The 22087-nt window shown below is 69.4% G+C and carries 19 protein-coding genes; 15 read left to right on the forward strand and 4 right to left on the reverse strand.

Features of this window, described 5'->3' with window-relative positions; all coding sequences use genetic code 11:
- Positions 1-54: 54 nt before the first annotated feature.
- Positions 55-876 carry a 4-hydroxy-tetrahydrodipicolinate reductase gene (gene dapB, locus VDQ18_RS07535; RefSeq protein ID WP_323020362.1) on the reverse strand — a complete coding sequence of 274 codons (822 nt, stop codon included), beginning with the start codon at positions 874-876 and terminating at the stop codon, positions 55-57.
- Between the two features lie 90 nt (positions 877-966).
- On the opposite strand from dapB, the gene rbfA reads away from it, so the two are divergent.
- Genes rbfA through VDQ18_RS07555 form a run of 4 tightly spaced genes read left to right on the forward strand, consistent with a single transcriptional unit; the run spans position 967 to position 3975 of the window.
- On the forward strand, positions 967-1383 hold the full coding sequence (gene rbfA, locus VDQ18_RS07540; RefSeq protein ID WP_323020363.1) for a 30S ribosome-binding factor RbfA: 417 nt from the start codon (positions 967-969) through the stop codon (positions 1381-1383).
- Positions 1373-2104 carry a phosphodiester glycosidase family protein gene (locus VDQ18_RS07545; RefSeq protein WP_323020364.1) on the forward strand — a complete coding sequence of 244 codons (732 nt, stop codon included), beginning with the start codon at positions 1373-1375 and terminating at the stop codon, positions 2102-2104. Before rbfA ends, VDQ18_RS07545 begins: the two co-directional genes overlap by 11 nt.
- A gap of 54 nt (positions 2105-2158) precedes the next feature.
- Complete coding sequence (locus tag VDQ18_RS07550; protein WP_323020380.1) at positions 2159-3595, forward strand: protein adenylyltransferase SelO; 1437 nt, start codon at positions 2159-2161, stop codon at positions 3593-3595.
- Positions 3596-3630: 35 nt separating this feature from the next.
- Positions 3631-3975, forward strand: a complete 345-nt coding sequence (locus tag VDQ18_RS07555; RefSeq protein ID WP_323020365.1) for a dihydrodipicolinate reductase — start codon at positions 3631-3633, stop codon at positions 3973-3975.
- Between the two features lie 67 nt (positions 3976-4042).
- Here the strand turns inward: VDQ18_RS07555 and VDQ18_RS07560 are convergent, their stop codons facing one another.
- Positions 4043-4234 (reverse strand): DUF1674 domain-containing protein, encoded by a 192-nt coding sequence (locus VDQ18_RS07560; RefSeq protein WP_323020366.1) that lies wholly within the window; start codon positions 4232-4234, stop codon positions 4043-4045.
- Positions 4235-4310: 76 nt separating this feature from the next.
- Here VDQ18_RS07560 and VDQ18_RS07565 point away from each other — a divergent pair, with 76 nt between their 5' ends.
- The 9 genes from VDQ18_RS07565 (at position 4311) to VDQ18_RS07605 (ending at position 15796) form a co-directional block, all read left to right on the forward strand.
- Entirely contained in the window at positions 4311-5534 is a 1224-nt protein-coding gene (locus VDQ18_RS07565) for an RsmB/NOP family class I SAM-dependent RNA methyltransferase (RefSeq protein WP_323020367.1), read from the forward strand.
- 37 nt (positions 5535-5571) lie between these two features.
- Complete coding sequence (locus VDQ18_RS07570; protein ID WP_323020368.1) at positions 5572-7338, forward strand: heparinase II/III family protein; 1767 nt, start codon at positions 5572-5574, stop codon at positions 7336-7338.
- Between the two features lie 14 nt (positions 7339-7352).
- On the forward strand, positions 7353-8936 hold the full coding sequence (purH, locus tag VDQ18_RS07575; protein WP_323020369.1) for a bifunctional phosphoribosylaminoimidazolecarboxamide formyltransferase/IMP cyclohydrolase: 1584 nt from the start codon (positions 7353-7355) through the stop codon (positions 8934-8936).
- 4 nt (positions 8937-8940) lie between these two features.
- A complete protein-coding gene (gene lspA, locus VDQ18_RS07580) occupies positions 8941-9432 on the forward strand; it encodes a signal peptidase II (RefSeq protein WP_323020370.1) in 492 nt (163 codons plus the stop codon).
- 36 nt (positions 9433-9468) lie between these two features.
- On the forward strand, positions 9469-10002 hold the full coding sequence (locus VDQ18_RS07585) for a DUF3035 domain-containing protein (protein WP_323020371.1): 534 nt from the start codon (positions 9469-9471) through the stop codon (positions 10000-10002).
- A gap of 120 nt (positions 10003-10122) precedes the next feature.
- Positions 10123-11454: a pitrilysin family protein gene (locus VDQ18_RS07590; RefSeq protein WP_323020372.1), complete on the forward strand. Its 1332-nt coding sequence runs from the start codon at positions 10123-10125 to the stop codon at positions 11452-11454.
- Positions 11454-12776, forward strand: coding sequence for a pitrilysin family protein (locus VDQ18_RS07595; protein ID WP_323020373.1), 1323 nt, complete (start codon positions 11454-11456; stop codon positions 12774-12776). The genes VDQ18_RS07590 and VDQ18_RS07595 overlap by 1 nt, the downstream gene beginning before the upstream one ends.
- A gap of 39 nt (positions 12777-12815) precedes the next feature.
- Positions 12816-14651 carry a DNA mismatch repair endonuclease MutL gene (gene mutL / locus VDQ18_RS07600; RefSeq protein WP_323020374.1) on the forward strand — a complete coding sequence of 612 codons (1836 nt, stop codon included), beginning with the start codon at positions 12816-12818 and terminating at the stop codon, positions 14649-14651.
- Positions 14648-15796, forward strand: a complete 1149-nt coding sequence (locus VDQ18_RS07605) for a DNA recombination protein RmuC (RefSeq protein WP_323020375.1) — start codon at positions 14648-14650, stop codon at positions 15794-15796. The genes mutL and VDQ18_RS07605 overlap by 4 nt, the downstream gene beginning before the upstream one ends.
- A 172-nt stretch (positions 15797-15968) precedes the next feature.
- Here VDQ18_RS07605 and VDQ18_RS07610 read toward each other — a convergent pair whose 3' ends face one another.
- Together VDQ18_RS07610 and deoC are read right to left on the reverse strand one after the other, a co-directional pair.
- Positions 15969-18266 carry an aldehyde dehydrogenase family protein gene (locus tag VDQ18_RS07610; RefSeq protein ID WP_323020376.1) on the reverse strand — a complete coding sequence of 766 codons (2298 nt, stop codon included), beginning with the start codon at positions 18264-18266 and terminating at the stop codon, positions 15969-15971.
- A 7-nt stretch (positions 18267-18273) separates the two neighbouring features.
- Positions 18274-19224 (reverse strand): deoxyribose-phosphate aldolase, encoded by a 951-nt coding sequence (gene deoC, locus VDQ18_RS07615; protein WP_323020377.1) that lies wholly within the window; start codon positions 19222-19224, stop codon positions 18274-18276.
- 179 nt (positions 19225-19403) lie between these two features.
- On the opposite strand from deoC, the gene VDQ18_RS07620 reads away from it, so the two are divergent.
- On the forward strand, positions 19404-20492 hold the full coding sequence (locus tag VDQ18_RS07620) for an ABC transporter ATP-binding protein (RefSeq protein ID WP_323020378.1): 1089 nt from the start codon (positions 19404-19406) through the stop codon (positions 20490-20492).
- 71 nt (positions 20493-20563) lie between these two features.
- Positions 20564-21982: a lytic murein transglycosylase gene (locus VDQ18_RS07625; protein WP_323020379.1), complete on the forward strand. Its 1419-nt coding sequence runs from the start codon at positions 20564-20566 to the stop codon at positions 21980-21982.
- The last annotated feature ends 105 nt before the right edge of the window (positions 21983-22087 follow it).

Genomic DNA, 22087 nt, shown 5'->3' on the forward strand with positions numbered 1-22087 from the left:
GCCCTTGCCCCGTGCAGATGCCCCGCGCGGTTCGTGCAGATTTCGTGCAGGGCGTCAGAGCCCCAGCACGGCGGCCATGTCGTATTCGCCGTTCGGCTGCCCCTGCGCCCAGAGCGCCGCCTTGACCGCCCCCCGCGCAAAGACGCCCCGGTCCGAGGCGACATGGCGCAGGATGATCCGCTCGCCATCCGCCGCGAAGATCACGTCATGCTCGCCGATGTAATCGCCCGCCCGGATGGCCGAGAAGCCGATGCTGCCGCGTTCCCGCGGGCCGGTGATGCCGTCGCGGCCGCGCACCGCGGCCTCGTCCAGCGACACGCCCCGCCCCTCGGCCGCGGCCTGACCCAGCATCAGCGCGGTGCCCGAGGGGGCATCGACCTTGTGCCGGTGGTGCGATTCGACGATCTCGATGTCGTAATCGGCGTCGAGCGCGGCCGCGACCTTGCGGGTCAGCGCCACCAGCAGGTTGACGCCGAGGCTCATGTTCCCGGCCCGCACGATGACGCCCGATGTCGCCGCCTCGCCGATGGCGGCGATGTCGTCCTTCGACAGCCCCGTGGTGCCGATGACATGCGCGCAGCCCGCCGCCATCGCCACCGGCGCCAGCGCCACGGTGGCGGCGGGGGCGGTGAAATCCACCACTGCCTGCGCGCCCGACAGCGCCGCCGCCGGATCGTCCGAAACGGTCACGCCCAGCGGCGCGCCGCCCAGCATCAGGCCCAGATCCTTGCCGATCCAGGGGTGGCCCGGACGCTCCAGCGCGCCCGCCAGGCGGGCCTTGTCGGACCCGGTCAGGACCTGCACCAGCATCCGGCCCATGCGGCCGGAAACGCCGTTGACGACGATCGCAGGAAGGGAAGCAGCGGTGTCGGTCATGTCAAACTCCTGTGTTCGCCCCTCCATATCCTGCGTCAGGGGACAGGAAAACCGCTTTCCGCGCCCGGTTTCTTGCCCTAGATGGAGGGCATGTGCGCAAAACGTTTCTCTCAGGGATCGGGTCCCACCCAGCGGCAGCTTCGCGTCGCCGAAGTCATCCGCCACCGTCTGGCCGAGGTGCTGGCGCGGGGCGATGTGCATGATCCCGACCTCTCCAGGCTGGTCATCACCGTCTCCGAGGTGACCACCTCGCCCGACCTCAAGCACGCCACGGCCTATATCATGCCGCTTGGCGGTGAGGGGGCCGAGGATGCGCTGAAGGCGCTGCGCCGCTCCAAGGCGGAACTCCGCCACCATGTGGCGCGCGATCTGGGGCTGAAATATGCGCCTGATCTGAAGTTCGAGCTGGACGCCACCTTCGACCGCATGGATGACGCGCGGCGCATCTTCAACGATCCCCGCGTGCAGGCCGATGTCGCCGCTCGGGACGAGGACGATGAGGAATAGTCTGGCCGTCGCGCTGGGACTGGTTCTGGCCGGTCCCGCCTCGGCCGAATGCCGCGACATGGCGTTCGAAGCGCTGAGCTTCTCCGTCTGCGAGGCCTCGGCCGATCAGGACCTGCGGCTTTTCCTCGATGATGCCGAGGGGCAGCGCTACGGCTCCTTCGCCCGCATCGACGCCGCGCTGACTGCCGAAGGCGCGCATCTGGTCTTCGCCATGAACGCGGGCATGTATCACCCCGACCGGGCGCCCGTGGGCCTTTATGTCGAGGAGGGCGAGCGCCGCGCCGGGCTGGTCACGCGCGAGGGGCCGGGGAATTTCGGCCTGCTGCCCAACGGTGTCTTCTGCTTCGGGGACGGCACCCTGGCGGTGATCGAAAGCCGCCGCTTCGCCGAGGAGGCGCCCGCCTGCCGCTTCGCCACGCAATCCGGCCCGATGCTGGTGATCGACGGCGCGCTGCATCCGCGTTTCCTGCCCGACAGCGATTCGCTGAACCTCAGGAACGGCGTGGGCGTCAGCGCGGATGGACAGACGGCTTACTTCGTCATCTCGGACCAGCCCGTCACCTTCCACCGCTTCGCCCGCTTCTTCCGCGACGAACTGGGCGTGCCGAATGCGCTCTATTTCGACGGGCGGATCTCGCGGCTTTACGCGCCGGAACTGGGCCGCGACGATTGGGGCGTGCCGATGGGGCCGGTGGTCGGTCTGGTCGCCCCGGACGGCTGAGGGGGTTCCCCCAGGCGCCCGGACGCCTATCTGGAGGGGCAGAGGTGCCCCATGCTGACCATTCCCTTCGACAATTCCTATGCCCGCGATCTTGAGGGCATGTATCTGCCGTTCCAGGGCGCCGTCGCGCCCGAGCCCGCGCTGGTCTGGCTCAACGAGGGGCTGGCGGCCGAGCTGGGCCTTGATCCCTTGGCGCTGCGGGAACCGGCGGGCCTCGCCATGCTGACCGGGGGCGCTATGCCCGAGGGCGCCTCGCCCCTGGCCATGGCCTATGCCGGGCATCAGTTCGGCGGCTTCTCGCCGCAGCTGGGCGACGGGCGGGCCATGCTGGTGGGCGAGGTGATCGACCGCCACGGCCAGCGGCGCGACATCCACCTGAAAGGCTCGGGCCGGACCCCCTTTTCGCGGGGCGGCGACGGCAAGGCGGCTCTGGGGCCGGTGCTGCGCGAGGTCATCATGGGCGAGGCGATGCAGGGCCTCGGCATCCCCACCACGCGCGCCCTGTCGGCGGTGACGACGGGCGAAACGGTCTGGCGCGACGGCGCGGGGCTGCAGGGCGCGGTACTGGCGCGGGTCGCCGCCAGCCACCTGCGGGTCGGCACCTTCCAGTTCTTCTACGCCCGGCGGGAAACCGCCCGGCTGAGGTTGCTGGCAGACTACGCGATTGCCCGCCACGACCCTGACCTGACCGGGACCGAGGACCGGTATCTCGCCTTCCTGCACCGGGTCATCGCCCGGCAGATGGCGCTGGTCGCGCAATGGGTCTCGGTCGGGTTCGTGCATGGGGTCATGAACACCGACAACATGACGATCTCGGGCGAGACCATCGACTACGGCCCCTGCGCCTTCATCGACGCGCATGACCCGGCGGCGGTGTTCTCCTCGATCGACGGCCAGGGCCGCTATGCCTATGGCAACCAGCCGCTGCTGGCGCGCTGGAACCTGGCCCGGCTGGCCGAGACCCTGCTGCCGCTGATTGCCGAGAACCCGGACGAGGCGCTGCCGGAATTGCAGGCGGTGATCGAGGGGGCCGAAGGGCTGTACGCGACCGAAAGGCGCAAGCGGTTCGGCGCGAAGCTGGGGGTCACGGGCGCGGACGACGCGTTGATCGACGGGTTCCTCGACATGCTGACAGCGCAGGGCGCGGATTTCACCGGCGCCTTCCGCGCGCTGTCGGATGTCGCCCGGGGCAACCGGCTGCCGCTGGGCGCGCTGGTCGGGCAGGACCCGCGGCTGGAGGGCTGGCTGGCCGAGTGGGACACCCGCCGCGACCGGACGCCCGAGGCGATGGAGGCGGTGAACCCGCTCTACATCCCCCGCAACCACCGGGTGGAGGAAGCGCTGGCCGCGGCACAGGCGGGCGATATGGTCCCGATGCAGCGGCTGATGGAGGCGCTGGCCACGCCCTATGCCCCGCGGCCCGGGTTCGAGGATCTGGAAGGCCCGGCGCCCGAGGGATTCGGCGATTACGTCACTTTCTGCGGCACCTGAGGAAACCAATCCGGCCCCTGCTGCGTAGGAGGGGCATGCGCGCGATCCTGACCCTTGTCCTGATCCTGTTCCCCAGCCTCGCCCCGGCCTTCGAGCCGGTGCGCGACGGGGGCGAGTTCCGGCAATTGGTCCTTGGCCATGCGCTGACGCGGCTGGGCATCCGGCTGGAGGTGCAGGCGGATGGCCTGATCACCGGGCGCGGCATGGGCCGGCCGGTCAGCGGCGAATGGCAATGGCGGGACGGGTATTTCTGCCGGACACTCTATTGGGGCGACACCGATCTGGGCGCCGATTGTCAGGCGGTGCTGCGCGACGGCGACGCATTGCGCTTCGTCACCGAGCGGGGCGCGGGGATCCATGCGGATTTCCGGCTGCGGTGAAGGATGGGCGAATCGCCCATCCTACGGTCCGCGTAGGGTGGGATTTCATCCCACCGTTCCGGGCGCCTCAGAAATCGACCGCGATCCCCTTCTTTTCCCAATCGCCGTAGCGCACCGGCTCCGGCCCGTTGCGGCCGCCCAGCTCCTTGGGCAGGGTCGCGGCCTCGGCTTCGGCCTTCTGGCGGCGTTCCTCGGCCTCGGCCAGGGCGCGTTGGGCGGCCGGTGGCAGGTCGGAGGCGGGCAGGTCGGAGGCGGACATCGGCTTTCCTCTCGTCGGTGGGCGGGATAAGGGCTAGGTAGCCCCCTGCCCCCCGCGAAACAAGCCCGAGGACCCTATGTCGCCCAGCCCAGATCCGCGCCGCATGGCCGCCACGCTGGTGGCGGGCGTCGTCGGCGGCGCCATGCTGCCCGAGGTGAGCCTGCCGCCCGCAGACCCCGCCGACCGGGCCCGCGCCCAGCGCCTGGCCCTCGCCACGCTGCGCAATTTTGCCCGCACCCAGACGGTGCTCGGCCCGCTGATGGTCCGCGAACCGGCGCCCTTGGTGATGGCGGCGCTCAGGGTCGCGACGGTCGAACTGCTGGAACTGGGCGAGGCGCCGCATGGTGTGGTCAGCGCCACGGTGAACGGGCTGAAGGCCGACCGCCAGACCGCCCGCGCCGCGGGTCTGGCCAATGCCGTGCTGCGCCGGGTCGCGGGGGTCGAGGGGTGGACCGATCTGCCGGTGCAGCCCCTGCCCGGCTGGCTGCGCCGCCGGTTGCGGGGGCTCTGGGGCGAGGAGGTCGTCAAGGCCATCGAGGCCGCGCATCACCGGACCCCGCCCCTGGACCTGAGCCTCAAGCCCGGCAAGACCGCACCCGAGGGGGCCGAGCCCGTCGCCACCTCGTGGCGGTTGCCCGCCGGGGTGCAGGTGAGCGCGCTGCCCGGCTTTGCCGAGGGCGATTGGTGGATCCAGGACGCCGCCGCCGCCCTGCCCGCCACGCTGCTGGCTGTGCAACCGGGTGAGACGGTGCTGGACCTCTGCGCGGCGCCGGGTGGCAAGACCATGCAGCTGGCAGCCCTGGGTGCCGATGTCACGGCGCTCGACCTCAGCGCGCCGCGGCTGAAACGGTTGGAGGAGAACCTCGCCCGCACCGGCCTCAGCGCCCGAATCGTCGCCGCCGATGCGCTGGACTGGACCCCGGCCGAGCCGGTCGACGCCGTGCTGCTGGACGCGCCCTGCTCCGCCACCGGCACGATCCGCCGCCACCCCGACCTGCCCTTCGTGCGCAAACCCGCCGATGTGGAGGCGCTGACCGCCTTGCAGGGGCAGCTTCTGGACCGGGCGCTGGGCTTTCTCAAACCCGGCGGGCGGCTGGTCTATTGCACCTGTTCGCTTCTGCCCGAGGAAGGCGAGGCGCAGGTCTCCGCCGCGCTGCAACGCCATCCCGGCCTGATCGCCGAGACCCCGGCCCTGCCCTTTGGCCGCGCCACGCCCGAAGGCGGCTGGCGCCTGCGCCCCGATGATCACGAAGGGGGCATCGACGGCTTCTACATGGCGCTCCTCCGCCAGAGAGGATGACAGAAGCCGCCCTTGGCGCTATGCCCGAGGGAAAAGAATGGTGAGGGCCATGGAGCAGGGCTGGAGCGCGCGCAAGACACGGTGGGGCAACCGCCTTGCCGCGCGTGCGGTGCGCTCGGCGCCCCCGGCGGGCGGCTTCGTGTCGATGCCGGAACCCCGCACCGTGGGCTTTTACGCCAAGGGCCGGCAACTGGCGCAGGGCAATTTCCTGCTGGCCGGGCATATGGTGGAAACGCTGGCGCCCTGGGATGTGGAGCCCCCCTCGCAGGGCTTCGCGGCCGAACTCCACGGCATGGCCTGGCTCGACCACCTCGCCGCCAATGGCGACCGCGAGGCGCGGCTCAAGGCGCAGGCCTGGGTCAGCGACTGGATCCAGCGCTTCGGCATGGGTGACGGCGCGGGCTGGACGCCCGATGTGACCGGCCGAAGGGTGCTGCGCTGGCTGCATCACGCGGTCTTCCTGACCGTGGGCCGCGAGGCCGAGGAGAACCAGCCCTTCTTTGCCGCGCTGGGTCGGCAGACCGCGTTCCTGGCCCGCCGCTGGCGCCACGCCACCCCCGGCCTGCCCCGGTTCGAGGCGCTGACCGGCCTGCTCTACGCCGCCTTCGCCCTGATCGGGATGGAGCCGCACCGGAGCGAGGCCGTGGGCGCCCTGACCCGCGCCTGCACCGATGACATCGCCGCCGACGGCGGCCTCGCCAGCCGCAACCCCGAGGATCTGCTGGAGACCTTCACGCTGCTGACCTGGGCGCTGCGGGCGCTGGAGGATGCCGGGGCGCCGATCCCCGCCGCGCTGGAAACCGCGCTGGGGCGGATCGCGCCCTGCCTCAGGACGCTGCGCCACGCCGATGGCGGGCTGTGCCGCTTCCACGGCGGCGGCCGGGGGATGGAGGGGCGGCTGGAACACGCGCTGTCCATCGCCGATGTGCCGGTCCGGCCCAACCGGTCGCTGGCCATGGGCTACGCCCGGCTCGAAGGCGGGCGGACGACGGTGCTGGTCGACGCCGCCGCCCCGCCCGGCGGACCCGCTGCGCGCTTCGCCCATGCCTCGATGCTGGCCTTCGAGCTGACCTCGAACCGGCGGCCGCTGGTGGTCAGCTCGGGCTCGGGCGTGCCGTTCGGGCCGGAATGGGAAAAGGCCGGGCGCGCCACCAATTCGCATTCGACCCTCTCGCTCGACGGCTTTTCCTCGGCCCGCTTCGGCCGTGTCTCACGCCCCGAGGAAGGCGGCGCACCGCTGGTCGAGGGGCCGTCGCTGGTCACCCAGCACCGCTCGGACGAGCGCGACGGATCGTCGCTGCTGCTCAGCCACGACGGCTATGTGCCGACCCATGGCCTCACGCATATCCGCACGTTGAGCATGGGGCGCGACGGGCGGGTGCTGCTGGGCGAGGATACGCTGGCCGCGCTGGAACCGCCGCATCGCAAGACCTTCGAGGCGGTGCTGATGCGCGGGAAAATGCGCGGCGTTTCCTATGCCTTGCGCTTTCACCTGCATCCCGATGCCGATGCATCGCTCGACATGAACGGCAGCGCCGTGTCGGTCGCGCTGCCCTCGGGCGAGATCTGGGTCTTCCGATTCGACGGCGCCGGGAGGCTGTCACTGGAGCCCTCGGTCTATCTGGAAAAGGGGCGGCTGGCGCCCCGGCCCTGCCAGCAAGTGGTCATCCGGGGCGTGATCCTGGACGATAGCGCGCAGATAAACTGGACACTCGCCAAGGCACGCGATACCCCGCTCGCGATTCGCGACATCGGCCGCGACGACGACCTGGCCCTGCCGCGTGACCTGTTCGCCCTGGATTGAGGAAGCCCTCCGAAATGACCGATCTTGTCCCCGTCAAACGCGCCCTTCTTTCGGTTTCCGACAAGGGCGGCCTGATCGAGCTGGGCCAGGCGCTCGCCGCGAAGGGCGTTGACCTGGTGTCCACCGGCGGCACCGCCAAGGCGCTGCGCGAGGCGGGGCTGGCGGTGAAGGACGTGGCCGATCTGACCGGCTTCCCCGAGATGATGGACGGACGGGTAAAAACCCTGCACCCGATGGTCCACGGCGGACTGCTGGCGCTGCGCGAGGACGCGGGGCATCTGGCCTCGATGGCCGAGCACGGCATCCTGCCCATCGACCTGCTGGTGGTGAACCTCTACCCGTTCGAGGCCACGGTGGCGAAGGGCGGGGATTACGACGACTGCGTGGAAAACATCGACATCGGCGGCCCGGCCATGCTGCGCGCTGCCGCCAAGAACCACGCCTATGTCACGGTCATCACCGACCCCGAGGATTACGCGCCCCTTCTGACGCAGCTGGAACAGGGCGGCACCACGCTGCGCTTTCGCCAGGAATGCGCGGCCAATACCTATGCCCGGACCGCGGCCTATGACGCGGCCGTCAGCAGCTGGTTCGCCAAGACGCTGGAAACCCCGGCCCCGCGCCGCCGCGCCTTTGCCGGCACGCTGGCCCAGACCCTGCGCTATGGCGAGAACCCGCATCAGTCGGCGGCTTTCTATCTGGACGGCACCGGCCGCCCGGGCGTCGCCACCGCCGTGCAGCATCAGGGCAAGGAACTGAGCTACAACAACATCAACGACACCGACGCGGCGTTCGAGCTGGTGGCGGAATTCGACCCGGCCGAGGGCGCCGCCTGCGCCATCATCAAGCACGCCAACCCCTGCGGCGTGGCGCGCGGCAAGACGCTGCTGGAGGCCTACAAGGCCGCGTTTGATTGCGACCGCACCTCGGCCTTCGGCGGGATCGTCGCGCTGAACCAGCCGCTCGACGCCGAAACCGCGCAGGAGATCACCGGGATCTTCACCGAAGTCGTGATCGCCCCCGGCGCGTCGGACGAGGCGAAAGCCATCTTCGCCGCCAAGAAGAACCTGCGCCTTCTCACCACCGACGGCCTGCCGAATGTGCGGGACGGCGGGCTGACCTTCCGCCAGGTCGCGGGCGGTTTCCTGGTGCAGGACAAGGACAACGGCTTCATCGGGCTGGACGATCTGAAGGTCGTGACCAAGAAAGCGCCGACCCCCGAGCAAATGGCCGACCTGCTGCTGGCCTGGAAGATCGCCAAACACGTCAAGTCGAACGCCATCGTCTACGTCAAGGACGGCGCCACGGTGGGCGTCGGCGCGGGCCAGATGAGCCGGGTCGATTCGGCCCTGATCGCCGCCAAGAAGGCCGAGCGCATGGCCGAGGCCCTGGGCCTTCCCCAGCCCCTGACCATCGGCTCGGCCGTCGCCTCGGACGCGTTCTTCCCCTTCCCTGACGGGCTGATGGAAGCCGCCGCCGCGGGCGCGACCTGCGTGATCCAGCCGGGCGGCTCGATGCGCGACGCCGAGGTGATCGCCGCCGCCGACGAGGCCGGGCTCGCCATGGTCTTCACCGGCATGCGCCATTTCCGGCATTGATCGCATGCGGCTGACCTTTATCACCGCCCTCGTCACGCTCTTGGCCGACCAGATCCTGAAATGGGTCGTGGTCGTCGGCCTGAACCTGCGCGAAATCCTGCTGATCGAGGTCTGGCCGCCCTATCTGACCCTGTCCATGGCCTGGAACCGGGGCGTCAACTTCGGCCTTTTCGCCGATGAGTCGCCGATCCTGCGCTGGGCGCTGATCGTTCTGCCGGTGGTGGTGACGGTCTGGGTCTGGCGCTGGGTCCGGCGCGAGGGCGGCGGGCCCCTGATGCGGGCCTCGGCCGGACTTTTGATCGGCGGGGCGCTGGGAAATGCCATCGACCGGCTGGTCTGGGGCGCGGTTGCGGATTTCCTCAACGTTTCCTGCTGCGGTTTCACCAACCCCTGGGCCTTCAACGTGGCCGATATCGCCATCTTCGTGGGCGCCTTCGGGCTGATCCTGGCCGCGGGGGGAAAAACGCCCCGTGACGACCGCGCCAGCATGGGCTAAGACAGGGCAACTTTCCTGCCGCTGTCCGAGACCGGGATGACCCTTCTTCGCCTCTGCACCCTTGCCACGATCGGCGCCCTGGCGCTCGGCGCCTGCTCGCGCAATGGCGACGTGCCCTTGCTGATGAACGCCTCGGCGCGTCAGAGCTCGCCCGATGAATTCTCGGTCCTGCCGACGCAACCGCTGCAGGCACCGCCCGATTTCAGCTCGCTGCCGACGCCGACGCCGGGCGGCACCAATCTGGTCGATCCCGATCCGCGCGCCTCGGTCGTGGCGGCGCTGGGCGGCCGGGTCTCGGCCGAACGGACCGGCAGCGTGCCCGCCGCCGATGCCGGGCTACTGGCCTATGCCGGGCGCAACGGGGTCACCCCCGATATCCGCACCACGCTGGCGGCCGAGGACGAGGACGTGCGCCGTCAGGGCGGCGGCCGCATCCTGGAGCGGATGTTCAACACCAACCTCTACCGCCGCGCCTATGAGGAGCAGATCCTCGACCCGCAGGCGGAATTGCAGCGCTGGCGGGCCCGCGGCGTGCGCACCCCGGCCGCGCCGCCACCGCCCCAGAACTGAGCGCCCCTGCACGACCCCCGACACGGCCCCCGCCATTGAGGCTTCACAAACGCGGCACACCCCGTTGCGCCGCGCCGGTGCCCCGGTCATTCTGCCCCGACTGACCGCGGAGCCCTTTTCATGTTCGTTGCCAAGCGCCTGATCGCCGCCTCTTTCGTCTGGGCTGCGAGCGCCCTTGCCGCCGCCGCCGAAGATCCCCAGCTCTTTACTCTCGACAATGGCATGCAGGTGGTGGTGGTCGAGGATCACCGCGCCCCGGTCGTCGTGCAGATGGTCTGGTATCGGGTCGGCGCCGCAGATGATCCCGCCGGGCATTCCGGCATCGCCCATTTCCTCGAACATCTGATGTTCAAGGCCACCGACAGCATGGAGGAAGGCGAGTTCGACGCCGTGGTGCAGGCCAATGGCGGCAGCCACAACGCCTTCACCAGCTGGGATTACACTGCCTATCACCAGCGCGTCGCCGCCGACCGTCTGCCGATCATGATGCAGATGGAGGCCGACCGCATGGTCAACCTGCGTCTCGACCGGTCGGACTGGCTGCCCGAGCGTGACGTGATCCTGCGCGAACGCGGGCAGACGCTGGAATCGAGCCCCGACCGGGTGTTCGGCGAACAGATGCGCGCCGCGCTCTACCAGAATTCGACCTACGGCCGCCCGATCATCGGCTGGCGGCACGAGATGGCGCAGCTGACCGGCGATATCGCCACCGAGTTCTACCGCGTCCATTACGCGCCCAACAACGCCATCCTGGTCGTCGCGGGCGATGTCGAGGCCGAGGAAGTCCTGGCGCTGGCCAACCAGTATTACGGGCCGATCCCCGCCGTCACCGACATGCCCGAACGGTTCCGCCCGCAAGAGCCGCCGCAGCTGGCCGAACGGCGGCTGGTCATGCGCGATGCGCGCGTCGGCCAGCCCTATGTGAACCGCCTCTATCTGGCGCCGAACCGCCGCCCCGGCGACCAGCACGAGGCCGCGGCCTTCGAGGTGCTGGCGGCGATCCTCGGCGGGTCCTCGCAGACCTCGGTGCTGGAACGCCGTCTGACCTATGACGAGGGGATCGCGATCAGCGCCTGGGCCGGGTACAACGGCGACGCGCTGGACAGCGGCACCTTCTCGCTGGGGATCATGCCGGCCGAGGGCGTCACGCTGGAAGCGGCCGAAGCGGCGCTGGACCGGGTGCTGGCCGATTTCATCGAGACCGGCGTCGACATGGACCAGCTCGAGCGGGTGCGCATGCAGATCCGCGCCGCGGCGATCTATGAACAGGACGACACCTCGGACCGGGCGAACACGCTGGGCGCCGATCTGGTGCTGGGCCTCAGCCTTCAGGACAGCGAGGAATGGCTGTCGATCCTGGAGGCGGTGACGCCCGAGGAAGTGCTCGCCGCCGCGCGCCGGCTCGACCGCCGCGCCTCGGTCACGGGTTGGCTGATGGGAGCAGAAGAGTGATGCGTTTCAACCGTCTGATCGGCGCCACGCTGGCGCTTGCCCTCTCCTTCGCTGCCCCGGCGCTGGCCATCGACATCGAGGACGTGACCTCGCCGGCCGGGCACGAGGCCTGGCTGGTCGAGGAGCATTCGATCCCCTTCGTTTCCATCGAGGTGGTCTTCACCGGCGGCGCCTCGCTCGACCCCGAGGGCAAGGCGGGCGCCGTCTCGCTGATGACCTCGCTGCTGACCGAGGGCGCGGGCGATCTGGACGCGCAGGGCTATGCCGCGGCGCTGGAAGCCCTTGCCGGGTCGGTCAGTTTCGAGGCCGGGCGCGATTCCGTGTCGATGACCATCCGCGCCCTGACCGAGAACCGCGACCAGGTGGTCGATCTGGCGCTGATGGCGCTGACCGATGCGCAGTTCAGCCACATGAGCCTGGACCGGGTGCGGGCGCAGACCATCGCCTCGCTCGAACGCGCAGCGCGCAACCCCAGCACCATCGCGCAGGAGACCTATTCGCGGCTGGGCTTCGCCGGGCATCCCTATGCCACGCCCACCGACGGCACCGCCGCCACGGTAGGGGCGCTGACGCTCGATGACATCCTGGCCGCCCATCGCGCCGCCTTCACCAGCGACCGCATCGTGGTCGGCGCCGCGGGCGACATCACCGGGCCGGAACTGGCGGCGATCATCGACCGCATCGCCGAAGGCCTGCCCACGGCTGAACGCCCGTTGCCCGAATACCGGGTTTTCGACGCCGCGCCCGGCGTGACCGTGGTGCCCTTCGACGGGCCCCAGTCGGTCATCCAGTTCGGCCACGGCGGCATGGATGCCGACGACCCCGATTTCATGGCCGCCTTCGTCATGAACGAGATCTTCGGCGGCGGCGGCTTCAACTCGCGCCTGATGGCCGAGATCCGCGAGGCGCGCGGCCTGACCTACGGGATCTACACTTCGCTGGCATCCAGCCAGTTCGGCGACAGCTATGTCGGCCGCTTCTCGACCGGCAACGAGACCGCAGCCGAGGCGATCGACCTGGTACGCGAGCAGTTCCGGTGGCTGGCCGATGGCGGCATCACCCAGCAGGATCTGGAGCGCATCCAGACCTACATGACCGGCGCCTATCCGCTCAGATTCGACGGCAATGAATCCATCGCCCGGATCCTCGCCTCGATGCAGTTCCAGGGCTATCCGCTGAACTACGTCAACATCCGGAACGATCTGGTCCGCGCCGTCACGCTTGAGGACATCCAGCGCGTCGCCCAGCGTCTGGCCCAGCCCGACGCGCTGCATTTCGTGGTGGTCGGCCAGCCTGCGGGTGTCGAATCCACGACGCCGTGACGCTTTCGCGGGGCGGGGCTTCATGCTATGCCTAGTGGCATGCATGCAGCCCGCCCCAAGATAAGCCAAGCCCTTCCCGTCATTCGTCAATTGGACGATGCCGCCGCGAATCGCATCGCAGCGGGCGAGGTCGTGGAACGCCCGGCCTCGGCGGTGAAGGAGCTGGTGGAGAATGCGCTCGACGCGGGCGCGACCCGGGTGCGGGTCGATTACGCGGGCGGCGGCAAGGTGCTGATCCGGGTGACGGACGATGGCCACGGCATGACGCCCGGCGATCTGCCGCTGGCGCTGAGCCGTCACGCCACCTCGAAGATCGACGGCACCGACCTCTTGGACATCCACACCTTCGGTTTCCGGGGCGAGGCGCTGCCGTCTCTCGGCGCCGTCGGGCGGCTGGCGATCACCAGCCGGGCCGAGGGACATGAGGGCGCCGAGATCACCGTCACCGGCGGCCAGATCGGCCCCGTCCGCCCCGCCGCGCTGAACCGCGGCACGCAGGTGGAATTGCGCGACCTCTTCTTCGCCACGCCCGCCCGGCTCAAGTTCCTGCGCACCGACCGGGCCGAGGCGCAGGCCATCGCCGAGGTGATGCGCAAGCTCGCCATGGCCGAGCCTTTCGTCGGCTTCACCCTCTATGACGTTGACGGCCAGCGCGAGATCCTGCGGGTCGATGCCGAACAGGGCGAACTCTTCGACGCGCTCGGCGCCCGCCTCGGCCGGCTCATGGGCCGCGACTTCGTGGACAACGCCATAAGGCTGGATCTGGAGCGTGACGGCTTCCGCCTGACCGGCTTCGCCGCGCTGCCGACCTATTCGCGCGGCTCGGCCGTGGCGCAGCACCTCTTCGTCAACGGCCGTCCGGTGCGCGACAAGCTGCTGATCGGCGCGCTTCGGGCCGCCTATATGGACGTGCTGTCGCGCGACCGGCACCCGGCGGCGGTGCTGTTCGTCGATTGCGACCCGCATCTGGTCGACGTGAACGTGCATCCCGCCAAGGCCGAGGTCCGGTTCCGCGATTCCGGGCTGGTGCGGGGCATGGTGGTCAGCGGCATCCGGCACGCGCTGGCGGGGGCCGGGCATCGCGCCTCGGGCACCGTGGCGGACGAGACGCTGGCGGCGATGCGGCCCGAACCCGTCGCGCCGCGCGTCTACCAGATGGATTTCGCCAGCCGCCCCTCACTGGGTGCGCTGCGCCACGCCTATGCCGCGCAGGCGCCCGAGGCTGCGCCGGTGCTGGCCGAAAGCCCCGCGCCCTTCACCTCTGCCCGGGTCGAGCCCGAACAGGGCCCGGTCGAAACCCCGCTGGGTGCCGCCCGCGCGCAGCTGCATGAAAACTACATCATCGCCCAGACGCAGGACGGGATCGTCATCGTCGACCAGCACGCCGCGCATGAGCGGCTGGTCTATGAACGGCTGAAGGCGCAGGTCGCGGAACACGGCATCAAGGCGCAAGCGCTGCTGATCCCCGAGATCATCACCCTGTCCATCAGCGACGCCCAGCGCCTGCTGGACCATGCCGGGGACCTGGCGACGCTGGGTCTGGTGCTGGAGCCCTTCGGCGAGGGCACCGTGGCCGTCCGCGAAACCCCCGCCGCGCTGGGGAATTGCGATGCGCGGGGGCTGGTGCTGGATATCCTCGATGAACTCTCGGACCTCGGGTCGTCGCAGAAGCTGGGCGCGCGGATCGACGCGGTGCTCAGCCGGATGGCCTGCCACGGCTCGATCCGCTCGGGCCGCCAGATGCGGGCCGAGGAGATGAACGCGCTCCTGCGCGAGATGGAGGCGACGCCGCTGTCGGGCCAGTGCAACCACGGGCGGCCGACCTATGTCGAGCTGAAACTCTCGGATATCGAGAAGCTGTTCGGCCGGCGATGACCCTCGACCTCACCGATCCCTGGGTTCTGGCTGCCGGCGGCGCCGGGATCCTCGTCCTCCTGTTGCTGCTGATCCTGCATGCCGCGCTGAAATCCGCGCGCATCGCCGCGCCGCTGGCCGGTCAGATGGCGCAGCTGGGCCAGCGGGTGCAGGCGCTTTCCGACGGCCAGCAGCATCTGGCGGGCGGGCTGCACCATGTCTCGGACGCGCAGGCACGGGCGCAGACGCAGATGCTGGGGCTGATGGAGCAGCGGCTGGCGGATGTGGCCGACTCGATGGGCGAGGCGCTGGAAGGCAGCGCCGTCCGCACCGCGCGCTCCCTCGGCGACCTGCACGCGCGGCTGGAGGCGATCGACAAGGCGCAGGCGAATATCGAGAAGCTGTCGGGCGATGTGTTGTCCCTGCAGGACATCCTGTCCAACAAGCAGACCCGCGGCGCCTTTGGCGAGATTCAGCTGCATGACATCGTGGCGCAGGCGCTGCCGTCGGACAGCTACACGATGCAGGCAACGCTCTCGAACGGGAAGCGGGCCGATTGTCTGGTGCATTTGCCCAAGCCCCCCGGCCCCATCGCCATCGACGCCAAATTCCCGCTGGAACCCTACGAGGCCTTGCGCGCGGCCGAGACCGAGGGCGAAAAGCAGGAAGCCCGGCGGATGATGCGCGCCGCGATCCGCCACCACATGCGGGCGATTGCCGAGAAATACATCCTTGAGGGCGAGACGGCCGAGGGGGCGCTGATGTTCCTGCCCTCGGAGGCGGTCTATGCCGAGTTGCACGCCAATTTCCCCGATCTGGTGCGCGAGGGGTTCGCGCTCAGGGTCTGGGTGGTCTCGCCCACCACCTGCATGGCGACGCTGAACACGATGCGGGCCGTGCTGAAGGACGCGCGGATGAAGGAGCAGGCGGGGGCGATCCGGCGAGAACTGGCGATGCTCTGCCGCGATCTCGACCTGCTGGGCGGGCGGGTCGAGAACCTCGACCGGCATTTCGCGCAGGCGGTGAAGGACGTGGCCGAGATCCGCACCTCGGCCGACAAGGCGACCCGGCGGGCGCGGCGGCTCGACAATTTCGACTTCGAGGAGGTGGCGCCCGAGACCGCGCCGCAGCGCCTGACCGACCGGCAGCCCGAACGGCTGGGCTGAGCCCGGACAGCGAAAAGGGCCGGGGTTTGAACCCCGACCCCTTTGCCTTCCGAAGTTTCCCAACCCGGAATGCCCCCGCCGCCCGGCCCCAACCGCCAGACGACAAGGGATCTTCAAACGGGAGACGGGCGGGGAAGTACCCCGCCCTGGCATCGCCGATCTTGGAAGGGTGTTACGCCCCGTAAGGCACCCAGACCGTCTTGACCTGCACGGACCGCCGCAGGAAGTCCCGCGAGTGTCCGGCCGGTCCCGTCCAGTCGCGCATCCGCGACTCGGCCCAGACGGGTTTGAGGTTGCCGGCCGAGAAAGCCTCGGCCTTGCGGCAGAGATCGGGGTCGGCGAAGACCCAGAGCGCCGCCACATCGTCATGTTTCGCCAGCGTCTCTGCCAGCTCGCCCCGGGGACCGGTGACGATGTTGACCACGCCGCCCGGCACGTCCGAGGTATCCAGCACCTGATAGAGGTCCAGCGCCGGGACCGGATTGGACTGCGAGGCCACGGCCACGACCCGGTTGCCCATGGCGATGGCGGGCAGCACGGTCGAGACGAAGCCCAGAAGCGGCGCTTCCTCAGGGCAGACAATGCCCATCACGCCGAAGGGTTCCTTCATCGCCAGCGTGACGTTGGGTCCGGTGGTGGAGTGGACCTTGCCGTCATACTTGTCGGCCCATGCCGCCCAGTAGAAGGCGCGTTCGACCGCCTGCGCGACCTCGTCCTTTGGTGCGAAATCCTTGGCGCGGGCCTGCAGGTTCTCGGCCATGAAATAGAGGACCTGCGCGCGGTTGTGGCCGGTGACCTTGGACCAGCCCTTGGCCCCATGCGCCGCCTCCACCGCGTTGCGGATATCCTTGCGCCCGCCCAGCGGGATCTGCGCGCCGGCCACGGCATAGGAATAGCCGCCGTCCGGGCGTTTCTGCCCGCCGCCGATGTAGAGTTTCCGCGTGCGGTCCACCGTGTCGCCCGTGGCCTCGCCCGGAGTGGCCGAGACGGCGGCGGGGGCCTTGCGCTCCTTGCCGCTGGCCTCGTCGGTGGTGAGATAGGCCAGCATCCCCTCGCGCGCGCCTTCACGCCCGAAACCCGATTCGCGCATGCCGCCGAAGGGGGCGTTGGCGTCGAACATGTTGGTGCCGTTGATCCAGACGACACCCGCCTTGACCTGCGACGCGATATCCAGCGCGGTGGTCAGGTTCTCGGACCAGATGCTTGCGGCGAGCCCGTAGCGGGTGTTGTTGGCCAGCTCCACCGCCTCGCCCGGCGTGCGGAAGGTCATCAGGGTGACGACCGGGCCGAAGATCTCCTCGGTATTGGCGATATTGGCCGCGCCCAGATCGGTCAGCAGCATCGGCGGGCAGAAGCTGCCCGGCCCCTCCGGCATCGGCGCTTGATGCAGCACCGCGCCTTGCTGGATCGCTTGATCAACGAGGCCCCGGATCCGCTCCAACTGCGTGCCATGCACCACGGCGCCGACATCGGTGGATTTGTCCAGCGGGTCGCCGACGCGCAGCTTGGCCATGCGGGCTTTCAGCCGGGCGGTGAAGGTCTCCGCCACCTGCTCCTGCACCAGAATGCGCGAGCCCGCGCAGCAGACCTCGCCCTGATTGAACCAGATCGCGTCCACTACGCCTTCGACCGCCGCATCCAGATCGGCCTCGGCGAAGACGATGAAGGGGGATTTGCCGCCCAGTTCCAGCGTCAGCGCCTTGCCGCTGCCCGCGGTTTGCTGGCGGATCAGGCGGCCCACTTCGGTCGAGCCCGTGAAAGCGATCTTGTCCACGTCCGAGGCGACCAGCGCCGCTCCGGTCCGCCCGTCACCGGTGACGATGTTGACGACGCCCTTGGGCAGACCGGCCTCGATGCAGAGTTCGGCGAACAGAAGCGCCGTCAGGGGCGTGAATTCGGCGGGTTTCAGGACGACCGTGTTCCCGGCGGCCAAAGCGGGCGCGATCTTCCACGCCATCATGAGCAGCGGGAAGTTCCACGGGATGATCTGCCCGCAGACGCCATGCGGGCGCATGCCGGGGAATTCATCGGCCAGAAGCTCGGCCCAGCCAGCGTGATGGTAGAAATGGCGCACGGCCAGCGGCACGTCGATATCGCGGGATTCGCGGATCGGCTTGCCGTTGTCGAGCGTCTCCAGCACGGCGAACAGGCGTTCCCGCTTCTGCATCAGCCGGGCCAGCGCATAGAGATGCCGCGCCCGCTGCCCGCCGGACAGCTTCGCCCAACCCTTTGCCGCCGACCGCGCGGCCTTCACCGCCTCGGCCACGTCAGCGTCAGTCCCTTGCGTGACCTGCGCCAGGTCGGCGCCCGTTGCAGGGTTGGTAACGGCGAAGGTCTCGCCCGGCTTGGTGAAGGCGCCGTTGATGAAGTGACCGAAGGCGCGGCCTTTCAGCCAGTCCATGGCGACAGCGGCGGATTCGGGGGCGGGACCGTAGTCCATCATGGCGAGGGCTTCCGTGACTGTGGGCATGGTGACCTCAGGCGATGGCGTGGCGGTGCGAGGCGGCATAGCGCCCGGTGACATAGTGTTCGAGCTGCCGCTCGATATCGCCCAGCATGGACGAGGCGCCGAAGCGGAAGAGGTCGGGCTGCAGCCAGTCTCGACCCAGCTCTTCCTTCATCAGGATCTGCCAGGACAAGGCGTCCTTGCCGGTCTTCATCCCGCCCGCGGGCTTGAACCCGATCTTCACCCCGGTCCGCTCGCCATAATCGCGCAGGGCCCGCACCATGGTCAGCGAGACCGGGATTGTGGCGTTGACGCCCTCTTTCCCGGTCGAGGTCTTGATGAAATCGGCCCCCGCCTGCATGGCCACCATCGACGCCGCATAGACATTCGACAGCGTGACCAGATCGCCGGTCGCCAGAATCGCCTTCATATGCGCCGCGCCCGAGGCTTCGCGCATCGCCGCGATCTCATCGTAGAGCGCAGCCCACTCGCCCTGAAAGACATGGGCGCGGGTGATGACGATGTCGATCTCGTCAGCGCCCTGATCGACGGCATAGCGGATCTCGGCCAGCCGCAGGTCCAAGGGCATCAGCCCCGCCGGAAAGCCCGTCGCGACCGAGGCCACCGGGATCCCGCTGTTCGACAGCGCGCGCTTGGCCGCGCCCACCATCGTCGGATAGACGCAGACCGCGCCGGTCTTCGGCATCTCGGCCAGACCCAGCCCCTCGGCAATCGAATCGGCCAGCGGACGCCGAGCCTTGGCACAGAGCCGCGCCACCCGGTCTTCGGTATCGTCGCCCGCCAGCGTGGTCAGGTCCATGCAGCGAATGGCATTGACCAGCCAGGCCGCCTGATGTTCCTTCTTCACACTGCGCCGCGCCAGCAGGCTGGCCGCCCGACGCTCGGCAGCGGGGCGGTTGACCTGAACGCGGTCGAACCAGTCTTTCGTCAGCGGCATTCCGGGGTTGCGGTCGTGCGTCATGGGGGGAATCCGGGCTCGGGGAGAAGCGACACTATGGCACGCTCCGGGTAGCACACAATTCCCTTTTGACCAAACGGTCAAATTACCTCACGTCGCAAGCGCCATCACGCCGGGCCAAAGAAAATTGACATTCCCGCGGCCCGGGCATACCCAAGCGCAACGGTTGGGATTGCCGAAAAATGACCGAACTGCCCAAGACCCTGACCTTCCGCATGCCGGCCGACGCCTCGCCGCTGGGCTTCCGCCAGCGCCCGGCCAAGCCGCTGCTGGAAGTCGACCGCCTGCGCAAGACCTTCTCCCATGCCGGAGCGGCGGCGGTCGAGCGCGTGTCTCTGGCGCTGGGCGAAGGCGAATTGCTGGCGCTTCTCGGCCCCTCGGGCTGCGGCAAGACCACGACGCTGCGGATGATCGGCGGTTTCGAGGACCCGGACGAAGGCTCAGTCTCCTTCGAGGGCCGCGACATCACCCATCTGCCGCCGGAAGCCCGCGGCATCGGCTTCGTCTTTCAGGATTACGCGCTCTTCCCGCATCTGTCGGTGCTGGACAACGTGAAATTCGGCCTGCGCAAACTGCCCCGCGCCCAGGCCCAGTCCCGGGCCGAGGAAATGCTGCGCCTGGTCGGTCTGGCCGATCTGGGCAAACGCCGCCCGCACCAGCTGTCGGGCGGCCAGCAGCAGCGCGTGGCGCTGGCCCGGGCGCTCGCCGTGGCGCCGAAGCTGATCCTGCTGGACGAGCCCTTCTCGAACCTCGACGCCAAGATGCGGGTCGAGACGCGGCAGGAAGTGCGCAAGCTGCTGAAGGAGACCGGCTCGGCCGGGATCCTCGTGACCCACGATCAGGAGGAAGCGCTGGCGCTCGCCGACCGGATCGCGGTGATGGATGCGGGCCGCGTCGTGCAGATGGGCACCCCGGACGAGATCTACCGCAACCCGGTCAGCGAATTCGTCGCCAATTTCATCGGCCGGTCCAACATCCTGACCGGCACGGCCAATGGCATGAACGTGCAGACCGCCTTCGGCAACCTGCCGATGAGCCGCGCGGCGAATGGCGCGGTGACGCTGGCGGTGCGCCCCGAGCAGATCATGCTCGACGCCGATCCCAACGGCGCGGCGATCATCACCGGGCGCGAATTCCGCGGGCATGACCAGATATACTGGGTACAGGAAGGCGACGAGTGTCTGATCGTCATCTCCGGCCCCGGCCAGCAGCACGCGATCGGCACGCGGGTGACGATGCGGATCTGCGATTGCGTGGTTCCGCTCACCTGAACACGCCGTTCTTTCCCGTTTAACGCGATTGCGGTAGACTTCTGTCAAAACAAGGACAGAGCAGGCTTTCCATGGATCTCCGCGCCGGATTCCTCTGGCTGTGCGCCGCATGCCTCCTCCCGATCGACGCGGGCGCCAATGTCGATCGCTCGCCCCGCCCGCAAAGCCGCCCGGTTTCGGGCGGCAGTGTCCTCACGCCGCCCACCCGCGCCGCCACCCCGATCGAGGGCGATGAGCGGGAGGCGACGCGCGCCCTGGCCCGCGGCGCGGCGCTGGCGGGGCTTGCACCGGCCATCAGCCAGCGCCCGCAGGCCCGGCCCGTTGCACTGGCCCGCGCCACCCAGGCCAGCGCGCCGGTCGTCACCGCCTCGGGCAATGCCCAGTTCGACCGCTGGCTGACCGGGTTCCGCAGCCGCGCGCGTCAGGCCGGGATCTCCGAGCGGGTGCTCAACGCCTCGCTCAACGGCATCCGCCCGAACAATGAAATCCTCCAGCGCGAGGCGCATCAGCCCGAATTCAGCCGCCCGATCTGGGAATATCTCGACAGCGCCGTGTCGCAGACCCGCATCGCCAACGGCCAGCGCGCCCTGCGCGAGCACCGGCGCCTCCTGGACGAGATCGAGGCCCGCTACAACGTCGACCGCGAAGTCGTGGTGGCGGTCTGGGGACTGGAAAGCTCCTTCGGGACGCTCAGGGGCCGCACGGCGATCATCCCGGCGCTGGCCACCCTCGCCATGTCCTCGCGCCGCGCGGATTTCTACGAGGAACAGCTGATCGGCGCCTTGCGCATCATCCAGTCGGGCGACGTGGACCCCAGCCACATGGTCGGCAGCTGGGCCGGAGCGATGGGCCACACCCAGTTCATCCCGACCAGCTACCTCGCCTATGCGGTGGATTTCCGCGGCGACGGGCGGCGCGACATCTGGTCCGACGATCCGACCGATTCGCTCGCCTCGACCGCCGCCTATCTCGCCAGCCACGGCTGGCAGCGCGGCCAGCCCTGGGGGGTCGAGGTGGTGATCCCCCGCAATTTCAACCCGCGCCTCGCCAACACCAGCCGCAGCGTCGGCGAATGGCGCCAGCTGGGGATCGAGCCTCAGCGCGGCGCCAGCCTGCCCCGCTCGGGCGAGGCGACACTCCTGTTCCCGGCCGGCTCGCGCGGGCCGGCGATCCTCGCCTTCCAGAACTTCCGCACCATCAAGCGCTACAACAACGCCGATGCCTATGCGATCGCCATCGGCCATCTGGCCGACCGGCTGCGCGGCGGCGGCGGCTTCGTCGGCAACTGGCCGCGCGACGACCGCCCCCTCAGCCGGACCGAGCGGGAGGAGCTGCAACGCATCCTCGCTCGGGCGGGGCATTACGACGGCACCATCGACGGCCGCGTCGGTCAGGGCACGCTCAGCGCGGTGCGCGACTGGCAGGCCCAGAACGGCCTGCCGCCCGACGGCTACGTCTCGCTCGCGCTCCTGCAAAGGATGAGGCGGTAAGGCAAAGCCCCACCGCCCCATCTTTGTTCTGAAAATATCCTCGGGGGTATCCAAAGGGGGTGGAAAACCCCCTTTGGCGGGGGGTGCGGGGGGCTGGCCCCCCGC

The sequence above is a fragment of the Pararhodobacter sp. genome (assembly GCF_034676075.1).
Taxonomy (GTDB): Bacteria; Pseudomonadota; Alphaproteobacteria; order Rhodobacterales; family Rhodobacteraceae; genus Pararhodobacter.